Below are 16,351 nucleotides of genomic sequence, written 5' to 3' on the forward strand. Positions count from 1 at the left end.
TCTGTGCCCTACCTTAGCATCTCGTGTTGTACGCAATGCCCACTGTACTAAGAGTGTGTTACATTCCTTCTATAGCTCCACATGGTGTTTTTAGGCTATGCGAAGAAAACATCACAATTATTCGATTGACGACATTTATTTATATCATGAGTATTTTAAATTACGAAAACGGAATAGTTGAGGGTAATCAATCATGAGTAATGATGGTTTTAAATTAACGCGAAGAGAGTTTCTGAAGCTAACCGCTGCGGCCAGTGCTGCTGTATCGGTTGGCGTGGCAGTCCCAAGAATCCCTAGTGTGGCTGAGCTGGAGAAAGCCGAGTTAGCTGTAGGCGACGGCATGATTCGTGAAGTAACTACAGCGTGCCTCATATGCATGCAAAGGTGTCCCATTGCTGTAGGCGTTGATAGCGAGGGCAAGATCCGGTACGTGAGATACCTCACAATGGAGGGTTATGACGAGTTCTTTGCGTGTTGTGGTAGGCCGCAGCTCATTTTCGAACTGCCGTTCCTCCGCGAGAGGATAAAGAAGCCGTTGTTGCGGGTCGGGAAGCGGGGCGAGGGTAAGTTCAAGGAGATATCGTGGGATGAGGCTCTCCGCCTGCTAACAGAATGGATCAAGGAGTATTGGGATGAGCCTTGGCGTATTGTCGCAATGTCCAGGAGTGGCGCTGACAGTGGCTTCTTTCACACATTCTTCAAGAGTGTCGTCGGTACACCCAACGTCACTAAGCACTGTGATACTTGCCATACGGGCTTGGATTGGGCTGGATACTTCCTCTTCGGGAAGCTAGTGAGCCCGAGCAGCCTCATACCAGACTATGCTAACGCGGATCTGATTGTCATCATGGGTAGGAATCCGACACAGGGTATTGTAGCAACAGCGTGGAGCAAGCTGTTCGCCGAGTCCAGAGCCCGCAAGGCGAGACTCATAGTCTTTGATGTCAAGCGTGACAGGTTGTGCGAGCTTGCTGACCGTTGTTACATCATTCCTCCTGGGACCGACCTGGCTATAGTGCTAGCTATCATGAACGTGATACTCGAAGAGAAGCTGTACAACAGCGAGTACTTGATCAAGTGGACCAATGCGTCGATGCTGGTATACGAGGATACACTCGAGCCGGTAAAGATGGATGTGAACCCACTGCAGAAGGACAAGCTAACGTATCTTGTCTACGACGAGGCTACCGGAGAGTATAAGCTGAAACCGGAGGCCAAGAAGCCGGCTCTCGAGTATGAGGGCGAGTATAACGGCAGGCGGGTCAAGACTGTACTCCTTGTGTTAAAGGATGCGGTGAAGAAGTACACACCCGAGTGGGCGTCGAGAATAACGGGAGTACCCGCCGAGGAGATTAGGTGGGTCGCAAGGGAGCTTGCGCGAGCAGCTCCACGCGCGTTTATAGACCATGTGTACAAGGCTGCCAGGTACTACAATGAGGGTATGTTCAACAGAGTACGGATGATTGTGAACGTGTTGCTAGGCTCTATGGGGGTAAAGGGAGGCATAGCATACCCAGGCGGCAAACCCAAGTTCCCATCGCCCTTTGAGGTAATCCCGATCGAGACTAGGAAGCCCGGCGGAGAGTCGATACCAGAGTATTGGAAGAAGAGGGGAGTGAAGAATATACACAAGAAGTGCTTCTCGCAACTGGTCGAGAAGACTGTTGTTGAGGGCAAGCCGTACCCAATAGGCCTCCTAATCATATACAACGAGAACATCGTGAGCCACATTCTCGGGGCACGCGAGTTTATCGAGGCACTGAAGGACGAGAATAAGGTCAAGCACATAGTGGTCATAGACACAACGTTCAACGAGACAGTGCTATTTGCCGACCTCGTGCTACCCACGACATTCTTCATAGAACAGGATGGTGCGACCCTCCACTATGCAAAGAAAGGTGGGCTTGGCCAGATAGTCGCGATAAAGAAGGTTGTCGACCCGCCGAAGGATGTGGACGCTAAGCCTTGCTGGCAGATACTCTGGGAGGTCGCCAAGAGGCTAGGCCTAACCAAGGCCGAGTATGATCCGAGAAAAGTGTGGGAGAAGCAAGTCGAGAAGTATGGTGGCCTCAAAGAGCTTCTCGAGAAAGGAGTCATCCCGGTAGCCAAGGGGCTCAAGTACCACCCGTGGGGCGGCAAGCCGCTGCCAACTGAGACCGGCGAGATAGAACTGATCAACGTGAAGCTCCTCAGAGAGTACCGCGAGTACCTCGGCAAGGAGTCGCCGCTCAACCCGTTGCCAACCTGGATACCGCCTGCTTGGATGCGCGAGACGGGAGGCCAACTGGCTGACGACCAGTTTGTCGTCGTAGACGCGATGAGTGCGTTGACGGCTACGAACACGTTCATGAGGTTTAGCGGGATTGTACGCGATGCTATGGAGAAGAGGAGAGAGTACGGGGTTCTCATACACACCGAGAGGGCAGCAAAGCTGGGCATACGCGATGGCGACCTTGTGAGGATTAAGGGTCCAGGCGGCGAGATGATAGCAAAAGCCATTGTTACTGATGGTGTACATCCAACCGTCATCGTAGGCCCGCATGCTACTAACTTCGGCGAGCTGCTGCCCAAGGAGGTAGAGGTGGTCAAAGCTGACGGCAGTGTTGAACGTGTAAGAATCTTCGCTAAGGGTGGAGGCTATGGTGTGAACACCAACCTTCTAGGGCTCCCGGTGTTCGGGAAGACGCTTGTTGTCGAAGAGGGTGCACGAACAGCCCAATGCGATTTCATAGTCAAAGTGTCCAAGGCGTGAGGTGAGAGTGTATGGCTCGGTATGGTATGGTCATAGACCTCAACCGTTGCATCGGATGTCTAGCCTGCGTTGTAGCCTGTATACGCGAGAACATCGCCAGGCAGACTGGCGAGGATGTAGTCTATCCAGAGCCGCCAGTGTTGTATGCTAGAACAAAACCGGTTCACATGAAAGGTGGCGAAAGCCTCCCATTCAGCGACACGACGGTGTTCATACAGTGTCAGCACTGCGAGAATCCACCATGTGCAATGGTTTGTCCGACGGGCGCCACGTTCGTCGACGAGTATGGAGTCGTCCGGCTTGATCACAACAAGTGCATAGGTTGTAGGGCGTGCATGATCGCGTGTCCATACGCAGCCAGGACCATGTATCGTGGTAGCCTGCCAGGCGAGCCGCCAAACAAGTATGGCCTGGTGCCAAACACGCCAGACAAGTGTACATTCTGCGTGCATAGAAGAGAGGCTGGCAACTGGGTACCAGCATGCGTCGAGGCTTGTGCATTCGGCGCTAGGATGTTCGGCGACCTTGACGATGACAAGAGTGAGGTTGCAAGGATAGTCAGGAGTGGCACGGCCGTCCAGTTGCTATCGGGGCTGGGGTGTGATCCCAAGCTTTTCTACGTGCCGCCGTTGAGAAGCGCACTTAACGCAAGGAGGTGAGCCTCATGAGTAAGGTGCTCGCACTCATACTAATCGGTGTAGTGCTCTCAGCGCTATTCGCCTATGGGGTCTACAGCTACCAGGTTGCAACGGGCGGCGCGCCGCTAGCACTAGCAGCATGGGGTGCAATGGTAGCCGGCTACACCTTCTTTGCGCTAATGTCTGGCGGCGTCTTTGACTCGCTAGCGATAGAGGCCGCCATACTAGGCAAGAGAGATGCGCTCAAACTAGCCAGGAAGCTTGTATGGCTTGCGCTCGCCACGCTGATACCCGGTATACTGCTAGTGTTCGCGGATCTAACGATGATGCAGAATAGTATGTGGATATGGCTAGGATTCAATCCAGCCTCTAGAATAGCGTGGAACGGCGTACTATACCTGCTGTACGGCGGCTTTGCACTAGCGACACTACTATACGTCATAATGAGGGGCGAGGAGAGCCTAGCGACGAGGACAGGTAAGCTACTGTTGCTGGGCGGCCTGGCGGCCAGCATACTGCTAGAATACAACCTGGGAATGGCGTACGGCGTTAACTTTGCAGTGCCAGGCTGGTGGGCGGCACCCACCGGCATACTGTTCGTGGTGCTAGCGTTCCTGCTAGGCTCTGCCTGGACGCTTCTAGTGATGGAGACCATAGGCCCTGGCGGCGAGGACGCAGTCAAAGCATGGGAGGAGTACAAGAAGGGTACAGTGCTAGAGATGGGGTTGGCCGCAGCAGCACTTCTCTACATACTGCTCTGGGTCACGGTACAACAACTAGCATGGACCCCCGCATCGACCGTAGTATCGATGGGCACCGGGTATATCGCGGCGGTTATCGCTGTTGTTGTGCTAGCAGGGCTAGTACCGCTAGCCGTGGCTGCAGCACGCGTCAAGAGCAGGGGCACACTAGTGACGGTAGCTACGCTCGTAATCATAGCAGTGCTAGTATATATGATATTCCCGTTCAACACGGTGCCGCAACTCGCAAGGATAGATGCACTGGCGACATACGCTAGCCTAGAGAGCTACGTGCACATAGAGGAGGTTGTAGCAGAACTACTAGCGTACACAGAGATACTAGCCGTCATAGGAGGTTTCGGTGTATTCGCCCTCCTCTACGGTCTAGGCTTGAAGCTGTTGGCCCTCGAGCCCGGCGAGAAGCCGAAGAGACTGATAGTCTTCCGCTAACACTCCCCTCCACATTTTTTTTTTTTTTTTTTTTTTTTTTTTTTTTTTTTTTTTTTAGTTGCTTCTCGTATAGAAACGCGGTTACCTGGCTGGTTGTTTCTAGTCGGGCTGGGGTAGCCTCCCTGATATGATACGCGATTCTATCTTCTCGAAGGCGTCGGTATCTAGAAGCCCGTGGCCACTCAGGTTGAAGACTATGACTGTGTCCTGTGGCGCTCTCTTCGCGATATCGATGACTGCTCTGATGGCGTGGGTTGATTCTGGTGCTGGGATGATACCCTCGCTGCGTGCAAACAGCTTGCCCGCCTCGTATACCTCCTCTTGTGTATAGGCACGTGCTTCAATGTAGCCGAGTTTCCTTAGCAGGCTTAGGCTTGGCGCGGCTCCGTGGTATCGTAGTCCAGCAGCGTGTATAGGCGGGGGTACGTAGTCCTTGCCCAGGGTGTACATCTTTGCTAGTGGCAGGACGAGGCCAGTGTCTAGTCCGTCGTAGCGGTACTCGCCTTTCGAGAGCCTCGGTACAGCTGTAGCCTCTGCGGCTATGAATCTGGTCTTCTCGAATCCCTCGCTACGAAGCTTCATTCCTAGAGCGGGGTACGAGAAGCCGCCCATGTTGCTCCCGCCGCCTACACATGCTATCATATAGTCCGGCTCTTCGGGCAACTGCTCCAGCACCTCCATGCCTATCACAGTCTGGTGTGTGAGCACACTCTCGAGTACAGAGCCAGCAACATACCTCCTATCGTTGCTTGACAGGACGTACTCCACGGCCTCGGTTATGGCGAGCCCCAAGCTGCCCGGGTGCTCCGGGTTCTCCCTGAGCGCTCGTCTCCCTGCTTCAGTGACCTCACTCGGGCTCGGGTGTACCGTGGCGCCAAGAAGCTGCATTAGCAGCCTGCGCTGCCTCTTGCTATGGTAGCTCGACCTGGTCATGAATATGGTTGCTTTCATACCGAGTATCGCGGCTGCTGTAGCCACGGCGAGCCCCCATTGCCCGGCACCAGTCTCGGTCGCAACCTCGTTAGCACCGTCAAGCTTCGCGTAGTACACCTGGGGTATCGCGGTGTTGATTTTGTGGCTCCCGGTGGGCAACGCACCCTCGAACTTATAGTATATACGCACTCTTCCATGCACGCCAAGCGCCTTCTCTAAACCCTCTGCACGGATGAGTGGTGTCGGCCTCCCAACCTTCCTGTAAGCCGCCCTAACCTCGTCCGGTATATCGAGGAACCTTGAGAGAGTGTACTCCTCGTCGATAAGCCTCGATGGGAGTATGCGCACCAGCAGCTGTATCCTGGAACCCTCGTCATCGAGAGGATCTATGAGCGGGGGGAGCGGCACCGGGAGGTCAGCCACAATGTTATACCAGCGTGAAGGCACGTCAACCACAGCTTACGACCCACACCTCACCCACGCAACACCCAGCCTATAACATAGTCTAGCTCTTCCCCTGGCCCCCTGGCTGTTGTTGCTGCTGTTGAACACCCATCCTCTTTGCGATCTCCTCGGCGCGTTTCTGTAAATCTGGGGGTGCCATGAAGGGCTCCTCTTTCACAACGAAATCCTTGCGGAGCGGATAGACACCAGGCGTCCAATCCGGCGGGAGGAGTAGATGCCGGAGATCTGGGTGCCCCTCAAACTCTATCCCAAACATCTCCCAGTTCTCCCTCTCCTGGAGCTCCAGGCTAGGCCATACCTTAACCAAGCTCGGGATGCGAGGATCGCTCCTCGGAACCTCTAGACGAACAAAGACTAGTCTATGCGGGTTAGAGTACGACTCTACAACATAGGTTACCTGTAGCTTCCCCTCCTTCGGGAGGTCAACAACAGTCAAACTAGCAACGTGGTCATAACCCTCCTCGACTAAGACCTCTGCAACCCTCTCAAGCCTCTCTACGCTAGTCTCGAGTATAAGGTGGCCATCCTTCTCTGCAAGCTTGCCTAGCGTAGCAAGCTTTGATTTAAGGCTCGTGTTCTCTCCCAAGAGGCTACCCTGTTGGTCTTCCAGGATGGGAGTAAAAAGAGGGTGAGGCGTCGCGATGTGTGAATTGCTTGGATCGAACCTTACTCTATATGTATGATGTTAACCGGGCAGCTGTTAGCAGCGTTCTCGACGCACTCCTTGTACTGGTCTGGAACCTCGCCTACGCTCGGATCGTTGGGGTCAGCGCGGAACTCCTTCTTAATGGAGGCCTTGCCGTCGTTCGGGTCCATCTCGAACACGTCAGGACAAAGGCTGACGCACACCATGTCAGCGATGCACTGGTCGCGGTCGATCTTCACGCGGATGGGCATGTTGCTCGCCCCTCGGCGGTTTAAGGCACCTCCGTACCAGGATAAGAGTCTAGCCTCGAAATGCGGACATGTAAAGTTGGAGCGTGTTAACCAGACGATATCCGGATTGTATTCTGCTATAGGTGGTTATTTGACGGATAGACGTCTAGACGTGTGTATTTACGGTCAGTACGTATTGTTTTACGTCACTTTTATCCTCGGGTGTTTTGTTTCAACGTTATTACTTGGGGTGGTCGGGTCCAATGATAGACCCGAAGGGGCTACTTATCGTATCAACTGCTATTGCGTTGGTGAGTGTTGTTATAGGCATGGCCTTCGCGAGCAGTAGCATAGAGGTTGTAAAAGCTTGCATAGTTGAGCGTGGTGCGCATCACTCGATACTCTTAGAGTTGAACGTTGGCGGTTTGCATAGCTTGAGAGGCGTCTGGGTTAATGGCGAACGAATAGAGATGACGAGCCCGATTGTCATAACTTCGGGTCGCGTAGTGTTGCTTATCGAGAGTATGAGCTCAGTAAGAGTATTCCCAAGCATCGATGCAGCAATGAGGTACATTATGTCGCCGGATTACAGCCTGTTTCCAGGCAGACCGCTGCCAGACGCAATCGTATACCATGTTAGGCTTGTGTTCGACTCGGGGCTAGTAATAGACTATGTAATCAAGAAGGGTGATCAGGTCGGTGATAGGGTTGTGGTATGCCGCTCTTCATAGCGGGGTTCGGTACGAGTATAGAGTACGTGACGCTCCGGCTTTTGGATGTGTTGCGTGAAGCAGACAAGGTCTACATAGATGCGTATACCAGTATAGCGCCTGGGCTTGACGCGGATAGTGTTGCTAGGCTTGCGCCTCGCGCCGAGATAGTGATTGCAGACCGTAAGCTTCTCGAGGAGAAGCAGAGCGTTATCATCGAGGAGGCGCGGGAGAAGAATATCGTGGTTCTCGTCCCGGGGGACCCGATGCTAGCAACTACGCACGTGACGCTCCGCATCGAGGCCGTGAGGAGAGGTGTGTCTGTTGAACTCATCCATGGCGTCTCTGGGTTGCAAGCTGTCGTTAGCTACACTGGTCTGCAGGTGTACCGTTTCGGGCGTACAGTGACACTCGTCTACCCCGAGGAGGGCTTCAAGCCATACTCAACAGTAGAGTATACATGGGAGAACCTTGACCGTGGGCTGCACACGCTCATACTACTCGATCTGCGCTTGGATCAGGGCCGAGCAATGAGCATCAACGAGGCTATACCGATACTCCTCGAGCTTGAAGACGAGCTAGTCTCGCAGACGGGGCGCAAAGAGAGGCTCATACGAGACTCTATACTGGTGGGCGTGGCGCGTGCTGGCACACGCGAAGCAAAGTGCAGGGCTGGCAAGGCGGAAGAGGTGGCGTCCGAGGCCTATCCTCCCCCGCCACACTCGCTGATAGTAACAGCGCCCAGGCTACACCCTATAGAAGAAGAGGCGCTACACCTCATATGCAATCTGGGCGTGGCGCGGCACGGCCCGAAGACACGCTAATCCGGGCGCCGCGTTGGCCCCTCCACGCACATCCACCCGAGAACCGGTCAGCGTGCGAAGCGTACCTGGTGCGTGTTCTCCGAGTGGCGGGTAAGGGGTTAGACCCTCGGGCGTAGCTAGAGTACACCAGGGAGGCTAGACTCTATGACCGAGAAGCTCGAAACCCTCACCATTAATGACGTCGAGATAAGATGGTTGGGTCACGCTGGTTTCCGCATAGCGTGGCCGGGAGGCACCCTATACGTGGACCCCTACAAGGTGAGGGTGTCCCCCCGCGATGGGCGTCTCGTTCTCGTCACGCATGAGCATTTTGACCATTGTAGCCCCGAGGATATACTCAGGGTGGCTTCTAGCGGCGCGACGCTGGTTGCCCCCCGTGTAGCTGAGTCGTGTGCCGCCAAGACCGGGTTGAAGGTTGTCAGTGTGGCTCCCGGTGACAAGCTAGAGCTGGGGGACGTTGTGATCGAGACCGTGCCAGCGTACAACACGAACAAGTTCCGCGCGCCGGGCGTCGTATTCCACCCGAAGGAGGATGGGAGGGTAGGCTATCTCATCGAGGTTGGCGGCGTGAGGATCTTCCATGCTGGCGACTCGGACAACATACCGGAGTATGAGCAGCTCCGGGGGCGTGTTGACGTAGCGTTGTTGCCCGTGAGTGGCGTCTATGTGATGACTGCCGAGGAGGCTGCCGAGGCGGCGAAGCGGATACAGCCGCGTGTCGCAATCCCGATGCATTATGGAGAGTTTGTTGGTAGTGAGGCTGACGCGGAGAAGCTGGCTAGGCTCCTAGAGGGGAGCGGGGTTAAGGTGGTGATACTAGAACGTACCACGAGGTTGTAAAGCATTGGAGCCTGTGCAGATATTCGCGGACTGGGACGCTGACGGAGTGGTCTCCGCGGCGCTGATATACTATGCTCAGAGGTATCGTGGCAAGTTCCCCCTGCCGGGCGAGAAAGCCGACATAGGCCTTTGGCCTGGTGGCCCCCGTTCGACGCTACGCAACATCGAGGAGCTTTTGGAGCGCGTCCGGAGGACCAGGCGTGAGCCGCGCGTAGCGGTATTCCTCGACATCCCGCTAACGCCCCAGATGCTAGAGGCGCTCAAAACACTCCAGAGAGAGCTGACGAACATACGCATAGTCTACATTGACCACCACTACTCAACGTTAGCCAATGCAAAGAAGCTCTATGAGGTGGTCGAGGAGGCTTATCTAGGTCATCGCCCGACCGCAGTACTAGTCTATAATCTGCTACGCAGCCTTGGTGTTCGCCACGTAACCCCACGCCTAGAGGCATTCATGAGGGCTGTTGGAGTACTCGAGAGAGACAAGGTGGCGGGTCAAGTAGAGGACCGTATAGTGAAGCTGGCCGCGAGCCTATCCAAGGCTACTGCTGTCACACGCGACGCCGAGCTATGGAGGAGGCTTGTAGTGTGGCTCGCCTCTCCGCTACCATCGCCAGCCCCCGTAGACCAGAACCTTATAGAGCGTGTCGTGAAGATAGCCCAGGAGAGTGACCGCGAGATAGAAGAGAAGGCTAAGCTGCTCGCCCCTAGTGCGAGGAGAGTTGGCTTCCTCAAGGTGATTGACGTTAGGGGCCGGTGGGAGGGCAGAGGAGTCTCAGCGCTAGCATCCAAGCTGTACAAGATAGTCAGAGGCCCGGTAGCCGTGATTGCGAACGCCGGCGAGCATAGTATCATCGTGATTAGGGCGCCCGGGAAACTAGCATACCGAATGGCGCTCCTACTCGTAAAGAAGGGGCTCGGCGACAATATAGGTGGGCATGGCAGCCTTGCGATAGTAAGGCTGAAACCCGAGGTCGAGACAAACAAGCTACTTGAGGAACTACGTAGGATAAGCTTCGAGGCACAGAGAAGCACCCGGAGGCGCTAAAATTGCGTGCAGGCTGTGCACGCGTAGTGGCATTGTGCCTCTTCGACGAGAGCCTAGCTAAGTATATCGAGGAGAAGCTTCGCGAGAACATGCTCGTTATACGGGTTCCACCAGAGTGCCCACTCGACGTGATGCACGCTACGCTATGGGCGCTTGGCGAGGCTCGTAGAAAACTCGGCGAGGAGGTCTCACCAGACCAGCTAGTCATAGTGACAGACTCAACGACGCTAATCCACGACGACGAGGTTAGGAGGATGCTGGGACCGGTCAAGATAATCCGCGTTAAAGGCTGTACGCCGGAGGAAGTAGTGGCGTCAATCCTAGCTGCAGCTTGCGAACCCGTCTACGCGCCGTGCGAGGTAGACGCCGGGCTGGGTTGGCTACAAGCCTAGGGCGTCGAAACCAGCGCCTATCTCCTCGACCGTAGCCTCGCGACCCGTTTCTATGCAATGCCCCGGCCCTGGGCCTATGCACGCCCTGCCGTGCTCCGGGTCCAGACACACCTCGATACCATCAAGGATCGGCACGCCTTCGATACGCACCAGCCTATTAGAGGTGTCGAACACCACACGAGCATCTCCTATGAACCTAAGCCTCCAGTCGTAAACCTCCAACTCCACAACCTGCCTAGTGTACAACTCTCCCTCGAGCCTCCACCCCCGCAGGTCAACAAGCAAACCACGATCCATAACCGCCTTGTTGACGGCATGCGCAACCACACTGGGCTTCAACAACAACCTGTTATCAAACCACTCGACGGCCTCCAAGAGCTTCCTGGCAAGGTACAATGCCTTCGGGACCAGCGAGGCAGTGGGCTGCGAGCGCGGATAGGCACATGGCGGCCTAGAGCCCCGAATGTAATACGCGTATATCATCGCGATAGCCTCGTAGACCGGGTCCCCTGCGCCAAGCACACCATGCCTAACGCCGCTAATCCCACCGCAATCGCCAGACACGCAAACAACTATAGATCGTGGCTTCTCCGGGAGAAGACCGTCGCGTCTAGCAGGATCCACGATAACCACGGGCTCCTTCAGCTGCCCCGGGAGCGTATCACCAAGGAACAGTATCCTATCCACCGCTAGCCGGACCGGCACCCTAGACTCCACGATAGACTTGCTGCGCGGCACACGCCCAACAACGCTAACCACCCAGCCGCTATCGCCGAGACCAGCAAACAACGTGCGAGCAACAACAGCAACATCAAAGCTAGACCTAGGCCCAACGATCACAACGTGAAGCTCACTCATCAAACCCCCAGCATTCTGCACAAACCAGGATACTCGGATAAAACAAGAAGCCAACTAGCACAGTAACCCTCAACAGTCGATAGGAGTGCAGTTGCACAAGAGAGTGGCACACGTTTTTGCCGCTTAAACATGGTAGGTCCGAGACAAGGTGAGACCTTGCCCCGCGTGTGCATCCCGACAGATGACGGCATAAAGGTGAGGAAAGGAGAACCAAGCAGAGCGGCACACATCCTAATCTACGAGTGGACCGGCAACCGATGGCAGCTCGTGCTACGCCTCCAGAACCCGTACAGAAACGCCAGCCCCGGCGATGAATGCAAGCTAGCAAAGCTCCTATCGCAACACGGATGTGAGACACTAGTCGCCACACTAATCAGAGACGAGGAAAAGACGTGCATGCAAAACGCTAACCTAGAGATAGTCACGGTGGAGCCGGGAGCCGAGATATGGGACGCGCTAAACAAGCTATCATCGAGACATGCTATGGAGGGGAAAACCCTAAACCCCCAGGTAGGCGAGAGTGGTTAGTGGACCATACAGGGCCCGTAGCCTAGCCAGGATAGGGCGCCGGCCTTCTAAGCCGGTAGTCCGGGGTTCAAATCCCCGCGGGCCCGCCAAACCTGTTCTCACCTCTCACTCCCCGAAAGCTCCCAGGCTTGAATGCCCGTCATGAGGAATCCAAATCCGAAAAGTTGTTTCACTTGTACGGAAAATAGCGGGTTATGCATGATAGAAATTGTTAAGACCTTGAATATCGGTAAGGCAATGTTCTTCAATATTAGCTGAAATTGTGTTAAAGCAATCGTATTGTTTTTATAATATGCGTAAAGATCCGTTTTTGATACTCAAGTGGGGTTGAGTATGGGGAGTGATACCATCAAGGTATTAAAGGACATTATCGATTCTAAGTTAGCTTATAAGTATGTACTTTGCACACTGCTTAGCTCCGAAAGAGAGTTTCTCACGACTTCGGAACTCGGCTCCATACTACAATATTCTACAAGTTATATCCGCCGGATTGTTAAAGAAATGGAGGAAAAGGGGTTAGTGATACTAGAGAGGCTACAACCAGATGATAGAATACTTGTAAAGATCCCAACGGAACTAAAGAAGATCTAACACATAATCCTAAAGGACGTGTGTAGCGACATCAATGTGCCTTTCAGCCTAAATGACTCGCTTAGGAGAATAGAGAAAATACGTGCTCGTGAACTGTTAGAAGAGATCGTGGCATCTGTTCTTCAAGAACTAGGTTTTGATGTAAAGGTTGATAGGAAGATGGATGCTAAAGGCGCACAAGCGAAAATCGAGGTCGATGTATGGGCGGAGAAAAGAGTTGGCGACTCACGCTTCAAAATCTATGTTTCTTGCAAGAATTGGAATAAAGATGATGACAGTCGTGTGGTTTACGAGGAGTTTGGTAGAACGTCTAGCTTGTTAGATGTTCCACATCTCAGGATACTTATAGTCAAGTCCATGAACTCGCAGGCTAAGAAGATGGCCGATGCCAACGGCTTCTTTGTCATAGAACTTGGTGAGAAGGCGACAGAGTTCAACAGAAACGAGATACGCGACCTCCTATACAAAAGGCTCTCCGAACTATTCCGAGGTATAGCACCACCCCAGCTAGTCAGCATTGCAGAGAAGGTTAGGGTTATATCAACTGAGCTCGCAGGAATATCTAGCGAGTTAAAAATAGTAGGAGGTAAAGTAAATGTAGATTCTAAGCACGTGTGGTTGTACAAAAACAGTCATAGTTGTTGCAAAAACTATACAGATGCGGTGAAGACCGCAGACGACTATTGTAAGAGACAAATATGAATATATACGCTAGTATATTCGTATTTGTAGGTATATGCTAGCCTACTTTTTGAGCGATATTGTCGATGCTGCTGCAACCACAGCTGCTAGTATGCCAACTGCTATCAGTATCGTATTGCTTGTATCTCTCAACGCTTTAATCTCATTTGACATTGCCTCCAGCTTACCGTCTAGCTTTTCTACCTCTGCCTTTAGCCGTTGCACCTCGTTCGCCACGACCGATAACGTCGTGTTTAGTTTCTCTATTCGCGTGTGTATTGTGCTACCCAGTGACCCTATCCTATTCTCAACGCTGACAAGCCTCTCAGATGTATAGTTTGTAGCCTCTAGCACAGCACCCACTCTCTCCTCGATTGCATTCGTCTTCTCTACCAGCTTGCCCCCGAGAGTATCTACGAGGTCGCGTAGCGACGCAATCTTGGATGCTAGCGTCTTGCCAGTCATCCTTATCTCGACGCGCACACCCGAGATGTTAAGCGCAATACTGTTCAACTCCGAGAGTGTAAGGTTAAGCTTGGTTCTAGCGTCGCCGAGCTCACCGAGAACCCTTGCCAGCGCCTCCTCCACACTCTCGTTGTGCTCCGACAGAGCCTCTATCACAGCGCCCAGCCTAGCCTGTATCTCAGCGAGAGTCCTAGACGTGTTAGCGGAGAATCCGTCCACCGTGATGCGTAGCTCAGCCACCTCTCTCGCAACACCACTAGTAGCGTTGTACACTATGAGCGACAGCCTCTGCTCAAGCCTGCCCAACACGTCCGCCACAAACTTCCTCGTCTCCTCAGCCTCACCAGAGACCAGGACACCTAGCCTAGTAACCTCCCTAGAGACTCCAAGCACCGTGTCACGCACCAACTCCACATTACTAGCCACGTTGCCCAGCTTAGACTCGACCTTGTCCAGCCTAGATGCTATATCCTCAAGCATACGAGTAACATTGTACAACTGATAGATTATGTGCAGGAACTGTGCCTCCCTGTACATCCAAACTGGCTGTACCAAGTAGAATGTAAACGTGTAGGTACTGTATGCGCAATACGCTATATCCGTCTTCACTTTGTCCCATAGGCATGATACCACACGCGCGAATATTGTATGCTTGCCAGGCACATCTAATATTACCGTTGGCGATATACCAGTTATTATGAAGCAGTACGGCGTGTTAGACGATAGGTCGCGGTCACAAAACACTCTGAAGCCTATCTCGCTTGGCGATGATATCCACTCTCCAGGCTGATAGGCTATCTCCGGGTCACTAGACCATAATGTAAGTAGCTCATTGTACAACGTATGTTCGCCATACGAAGTTAGGTAATCATCATCATTAAGCTCCCTAAAGTACATCAATGGACGCACAAAGTCGAGATTCACAGCTATATCGGCAAATGCTACATACTCGTGAAACGGTCCTATAACGAACACGATATAGTCATACACGTCTAGTGTCGAACCACTAGTCCATGCCAGTTCTCTACCCTCCAGGTAGTAGCCCGTAACGTCAAGAATCCCTGCCACCGTAACGCCTGGCATCACACTAGAAATGTCGTAGATATCTGTGTACGAGTTTATAACATCTATTGTAACACTTGCATGCGTCATATACGCAACTGTTACGACTAGCATCAGTATAGCCAGTATCGTTGTGAGCACAACTCTACCTATCCTCACTGGCTACCACCACACATAGACTCAAACCAGTGATGCAATATATACTTATCTGTACTACAACATGGATACAGCTATGCAAAGATGGTAATAATATAGGCATACGCTATGCGTAGCTACATATCGCATAAAACACAAACAAAAGCTTAATACTTTATCATAGGCTGAGGCGTGGATAAATAGTATGTTCACACTTGCCAGTTTCATACTGGCTAGGTATGCCTTCACCCTATCGGAGATGACGGAGCATGCCAGACGACACGGTTCACACGGGTTCTATGCGAGCTTGATTAGCTTGGCACCTCTCCTCTTATACTCTTCTAGCGTTTTAGGGTCTACAACGTGTATCTCGAGAGGGTAGTATGGAGGGATGCCTGCCTTCTCGAGCGTCTCCCATATCCTGGCTATCACTTCGACGCGCTTCTCTGGTGTCACGCGCTCCCTGAGGACTACCATGACGTCGATGTCGCTTAGCACTGTTAGTCTCTTTTCAGCTGCGCCTCCAAAGAGGTACACTTCCGATTCTGGATATAGCATCTTGACTATTGAGGCGAAGACTTGGACGACTTTCTTCCACTCTCTGAGCAGTTTGAGCCTACTATCCACCAAACAGTTTCTCCTCCAGCTCTTCTGCGAGCCGTAATACACTCTTGGTGGTAGAGAGGACTATCTCGGCTTCGCGCCTACTATATTCTACCGGGCCGTACGCGGCGCGAGTGTGAGCCTCGCTGAGCCATGCTAACTCCCTCCTATGTCTCCTCACATAGTCTGCGACGTAGCCAGCCTCGTTGGCGAGACCCTGCTCTAAGAGAGCAGAGACGAGTACGGCGAGCAACTCGCGGATATCATGGCCTCTAACCTCCTCGCCAAGCACCCGGTAGAGGAGGGACTTCAGGTAGAGCTGGGCGGCATACTCCGCCTCTCTAGCGCAGGTGTCGTAATCGCCTTCATTGCAAGCCCTCTCAGCCCATCTTAGTGCGTTGAGAGCCCGTCTACGCAGTAACATCGCGTATTCTCCGCTCACAGCGTAACCCCGCCATTAAGGATAGAGGCTTCAAACTAGGTTCTTGTCCTTGACATAATGTAGACATGTGTCACATGTAGGGGGCTTCACACTCTCTACGACCGCATGGTCGTAAATTGCTAGCACATCCAGCCTCGAAGGCAACTTGGTAAAGGATCAATTAAGGTGGCACATAGCGACCCTCGTGGGGATGCAAACCTGTGGTAGAGGTTGGCTGTGTTCACCTATTTCAATTGCTAACCTGATAGTCGGGCAGTCGAGTCGACCTCTCAACCTCGTCCTCTCACCCAAAACATTCGTGGTGAGTCTCTCGCG

General features: G+C 53.2%; 18 protein-coding genes and 1 tRNA gene. 12 read left to right on the forward strand and 7 right to left on the reverse strand.

The features are described from left to right. The first annotated feature begins 193 nt into the window (after positions 1-193). The 3 genes from PYRFU_RS05390 to nrfD are packed head-to-tail and all read left to right on the forward strand — an operon-like array spanning position 194 to position 4,580. On the forward strand, positions 194-2,752 hold the full coding sequence (locus PYRFU_RS05390) for a molybdopterin-dependent oxidoreductase (RefSeq protein WP_014026627.1): 2,559 nt from the start codon (positions 194-196) through the stop codon (positions 2,750-2,752). 11 nt (positions 2,753-2,763) lie between these two features. Continuing rightward, a complete protein-coding gene (locus PYRFU_RS05395) occupies positions 2,764-3,411 on the forward strand; it encodes a 4Fe-4S dicluster domain-containing protein (protein ID WP_014026628.1) in 648 nt (215 codons plus the stop codon). Positions 3,412-3,416: 5 nt separating this feature from the next. Next, on the forward strand, positions 3,417-4,580 hold the full coding sequence (nrfD, locus tag PYRFU_RS09975) for an NrfD/PsrC family molybdoenzyme membrane anchor subunit (RefSeq protein WP_014026629.1): 1,164 nt from the start codon (positions 3,417-3,419) through the stop codon (positions 4,578-4,580). A gap of 99 nt (positions 4,581-4,679) precedes the next feature. Here the strand turns inward: nrfD and PYRFU_RS05405 are convergent, their stop codons facing one another. From PYRFU_RS05405 to PYRFU_RS05415, 3 genes are all read right to left on the reverse strand, one after another. Further along, positions 4,680-5,960, reverse strand: a complete 1,281-nt coding sequence (locus PYRFU_RS05405) for a TrpB-like pyridoxal phosphate-dependent enzyme (RefSeq protein WP_167827982.1) — start codon at positions 5,958-5,960, stop codon at positions 4,680-4,682. A 58-nt stretch (positions 5,961-6,018) separates the two neighbouring features. Beyond that, complete coding sequence (locus PYRFU_RS05410) at positions 6,019-6,564, reverse strand: NADH-quinone oxidoreductase subunit C (protein ID WP_014026631.1); 546 nt, start codon at positions 6,562-6,564, stop codon at positions 6,019-6,021. A gap of 80 nt (positions 6,565-6,644) precedes the next feature. Next, on the reverse strand, positions 6,645-6,875 hold the full coding sequence (locus PYRFU_RS05415; RefSeq protein ID WP_014026632.1) for a ferredoxin: 231 nt from the start codon (positions 6,873-6,875) through the stop codon (positions 6,645-6,647). A gap of 242 nt (positions 6,876-7,117) precedes the next feature. Between PYRFU_RS05415 and PYRFU_RS05420 the strand changes: the two genes are divergently transcribed. From PYRFU_RS05420 to PYRFU_RS05440, 5 genes are all read left to right on the forward strand, one after another. Further along, positions 7,118-7,585, forward strand: a complete 468-nt coding sequence (locus tag PYRFU_RS05420; RefSeq protein ID WP_014026633.1) for an FHA domain-containing protein — start codon at positions 7,118-7,120, stop codon at positions 7,583-7,585. Continuing rightward, positions 7,570-8,388, forward strand: a complete 819-nt coding sequence (gene dph5, locus PYRFU_RS05425; RefSeq protein ID WP_014026634.1) for a diphthine synthase — start codon at positions 7,570-7,572, stop codon at positions 8,386-8,388. The genes PYRFU_RS05420 and dph5 overlap by 16 nt, the downstream gene beginning before the upstream one ends. 144 nt (positions 8,389-8,532) lie before the next feature. After that, positions 8,533-9,228: an MBL fold metallo-hydrolase gene (locus tag PYRFU_RS05430; protein WP_014026635.1), complete on the forward strand. Its 696-nt coding sequence runs from the start codon at positions 8,533-8,535 to the stop codon at positions 9,226-9,228. 13 nt (positions 9,229-9,241) lie between these two features. After that, complete coding sequence (locus tag PYRFU_RS05435) at positions 9,242-10,279, forward strand: phosphoesterase (RefSeq protein ID WP_244403901.1); 1,038 nt, start codon at positions 9,242-9,244, stop codon at positions 10,277-10,279. 2 nt (positions 10,280-10,281) lie between these two features. Beyond that, positions 10,282-10,671: a hypothetical protein gene (locus PYRFU_RS05440; protein ID WP_014026637.1), complete on the forward strand. Its 390-nt coding sequence runs from the start codon at positions 10,282-10,284 to the stop codon at positions 10,669-10,671. Here the strand turns inward: PYRFU_RS05440 and PYRFU_RS05445 are convergent. Continuing rightward, positions 10,660-11,529, reverse strand: coding sequence for a hypothetical protein (locus PYRFU_RS05445; protein WP_014026638.1), 870 nt, complete (start codon positions 11,527-11,529; stop codon positions 10,660-10,662). The two genes, PYRFU_RS05440 and PYRFU_RS05445, sit on opposite strands and share 12 nt — an antisense overlap. A gap of 165 nt (positions 11,530-11,694) precedes the next feature. On the opposite strand from PYRFU_RS05445, the gene PYRFU_RS05450 reads away from it, so the two are divergent. From PYRFU_RS05450 to PYRFU_RS05465, 4 genes are all read left to right on the forward strand, one after another. Then, complete coding sequence (locus PYRFU_RS05450) at positions 11,695-12,057, forward strand: NifB/NifX family molybdenum-iron cluster-binding protein (RefSeq protein ID WP_244403902.1); 363 nt, start codon at positions 11,695-11,697, stop codon at positions 12,055-12,057. An 11-nt stretch (positions 12,058-12,068) separates the two neighbouring features. Then, positions 12,069-12,146 (forward strand) — tRNA-Arg (locus PYRFU_RS05455). A gap of 244 nt (positions 12,147-12,390) precedes the next feature. Next, the gene (locus PYRFU_RS10735; RefSeq protein ID WP_048191675.1) at positions 12,391-12,648 is read left to right on the forward strand and encodes a MarR family transcriptional regulator; all 258 of its coding nucleotides are present in this window, start codon (positions 12,391-12,393) and stop codon (positions 12,646-12,648) included. Positions 12,649-12,684: 36 nt separating this feature from the next. Next, positions 12,685-13,350 (forward strand): restriction endonuclease, encoded by a 666-nt coding sequence (locus PYRFU_RS05465; protein WP_048191677.1) that lies wholly within the window; start codon positions 12,685-12,687, stop codon positions 13,348-13,350. Positions 13,351-13,392: 42 nt separating this feature from the next. Here the strand turns inward: PYRFU_RS05465 and PYRFU_RS05470 are convergent, their stop codons facing one another. The 3 genes from PYRFU_RS05470 to PYRFU_RS05480 form a co-directional block, all read right to left on the reverse strand. Continuing rightward, positions 13,393-15,015, reverse strand: coding sequence for a coiled-coil domain-containing protein (locus tag PYRFU_RS05470; protein ID WP_014026642.1), 1,623 nt, complete (start codon positions 15,013-15,015; stop codon positions 13,393-13,395). A 273-nt stretch (positions 15,016-15,288) separates the two neighbouring features. Continuing rightward, the gene (locus tag PYRFU_RS05475) at positions 15,289-15,618 is read right to left on the reverse strand and encodes a nucleotidyltransferase domain-containing protein (protein ID WP_244403903.1); all 330 of its coding nucleotides are present in this window, start codon (positions 15,616-15,618) and stop codon (positions 15,289-15,291) included. Continuing rightward, positions 15,611-16,036, reverse strand: coding sequence for a HEPN domain-containing protein (locus PYRFU_RS05480; RefSeq protein WP_014026644.1), 426 nt, complete (start codon positions 16,034-16,036; stop codon positions 15,611-15,613). Before PYRFU_RS05480 ends, PYRFU_RS05475 begins: the two co-directional genes overlap by 8 nt. Between the last annotated feature and the right edge of the window lie 315 nt (positions 16,037-16,351).

Origin of the sequence: Pyrolobus fumarii 1A (genome assembly GCF_000223395.1) — an archaeon.
GTDB classification, from domain to species: Archaea; Thermoproteota; Thermoprotei_A; order Sulfolobales; family Pyrodictiaceae; genus Pyrolobus; species Pyrolobus fumarii.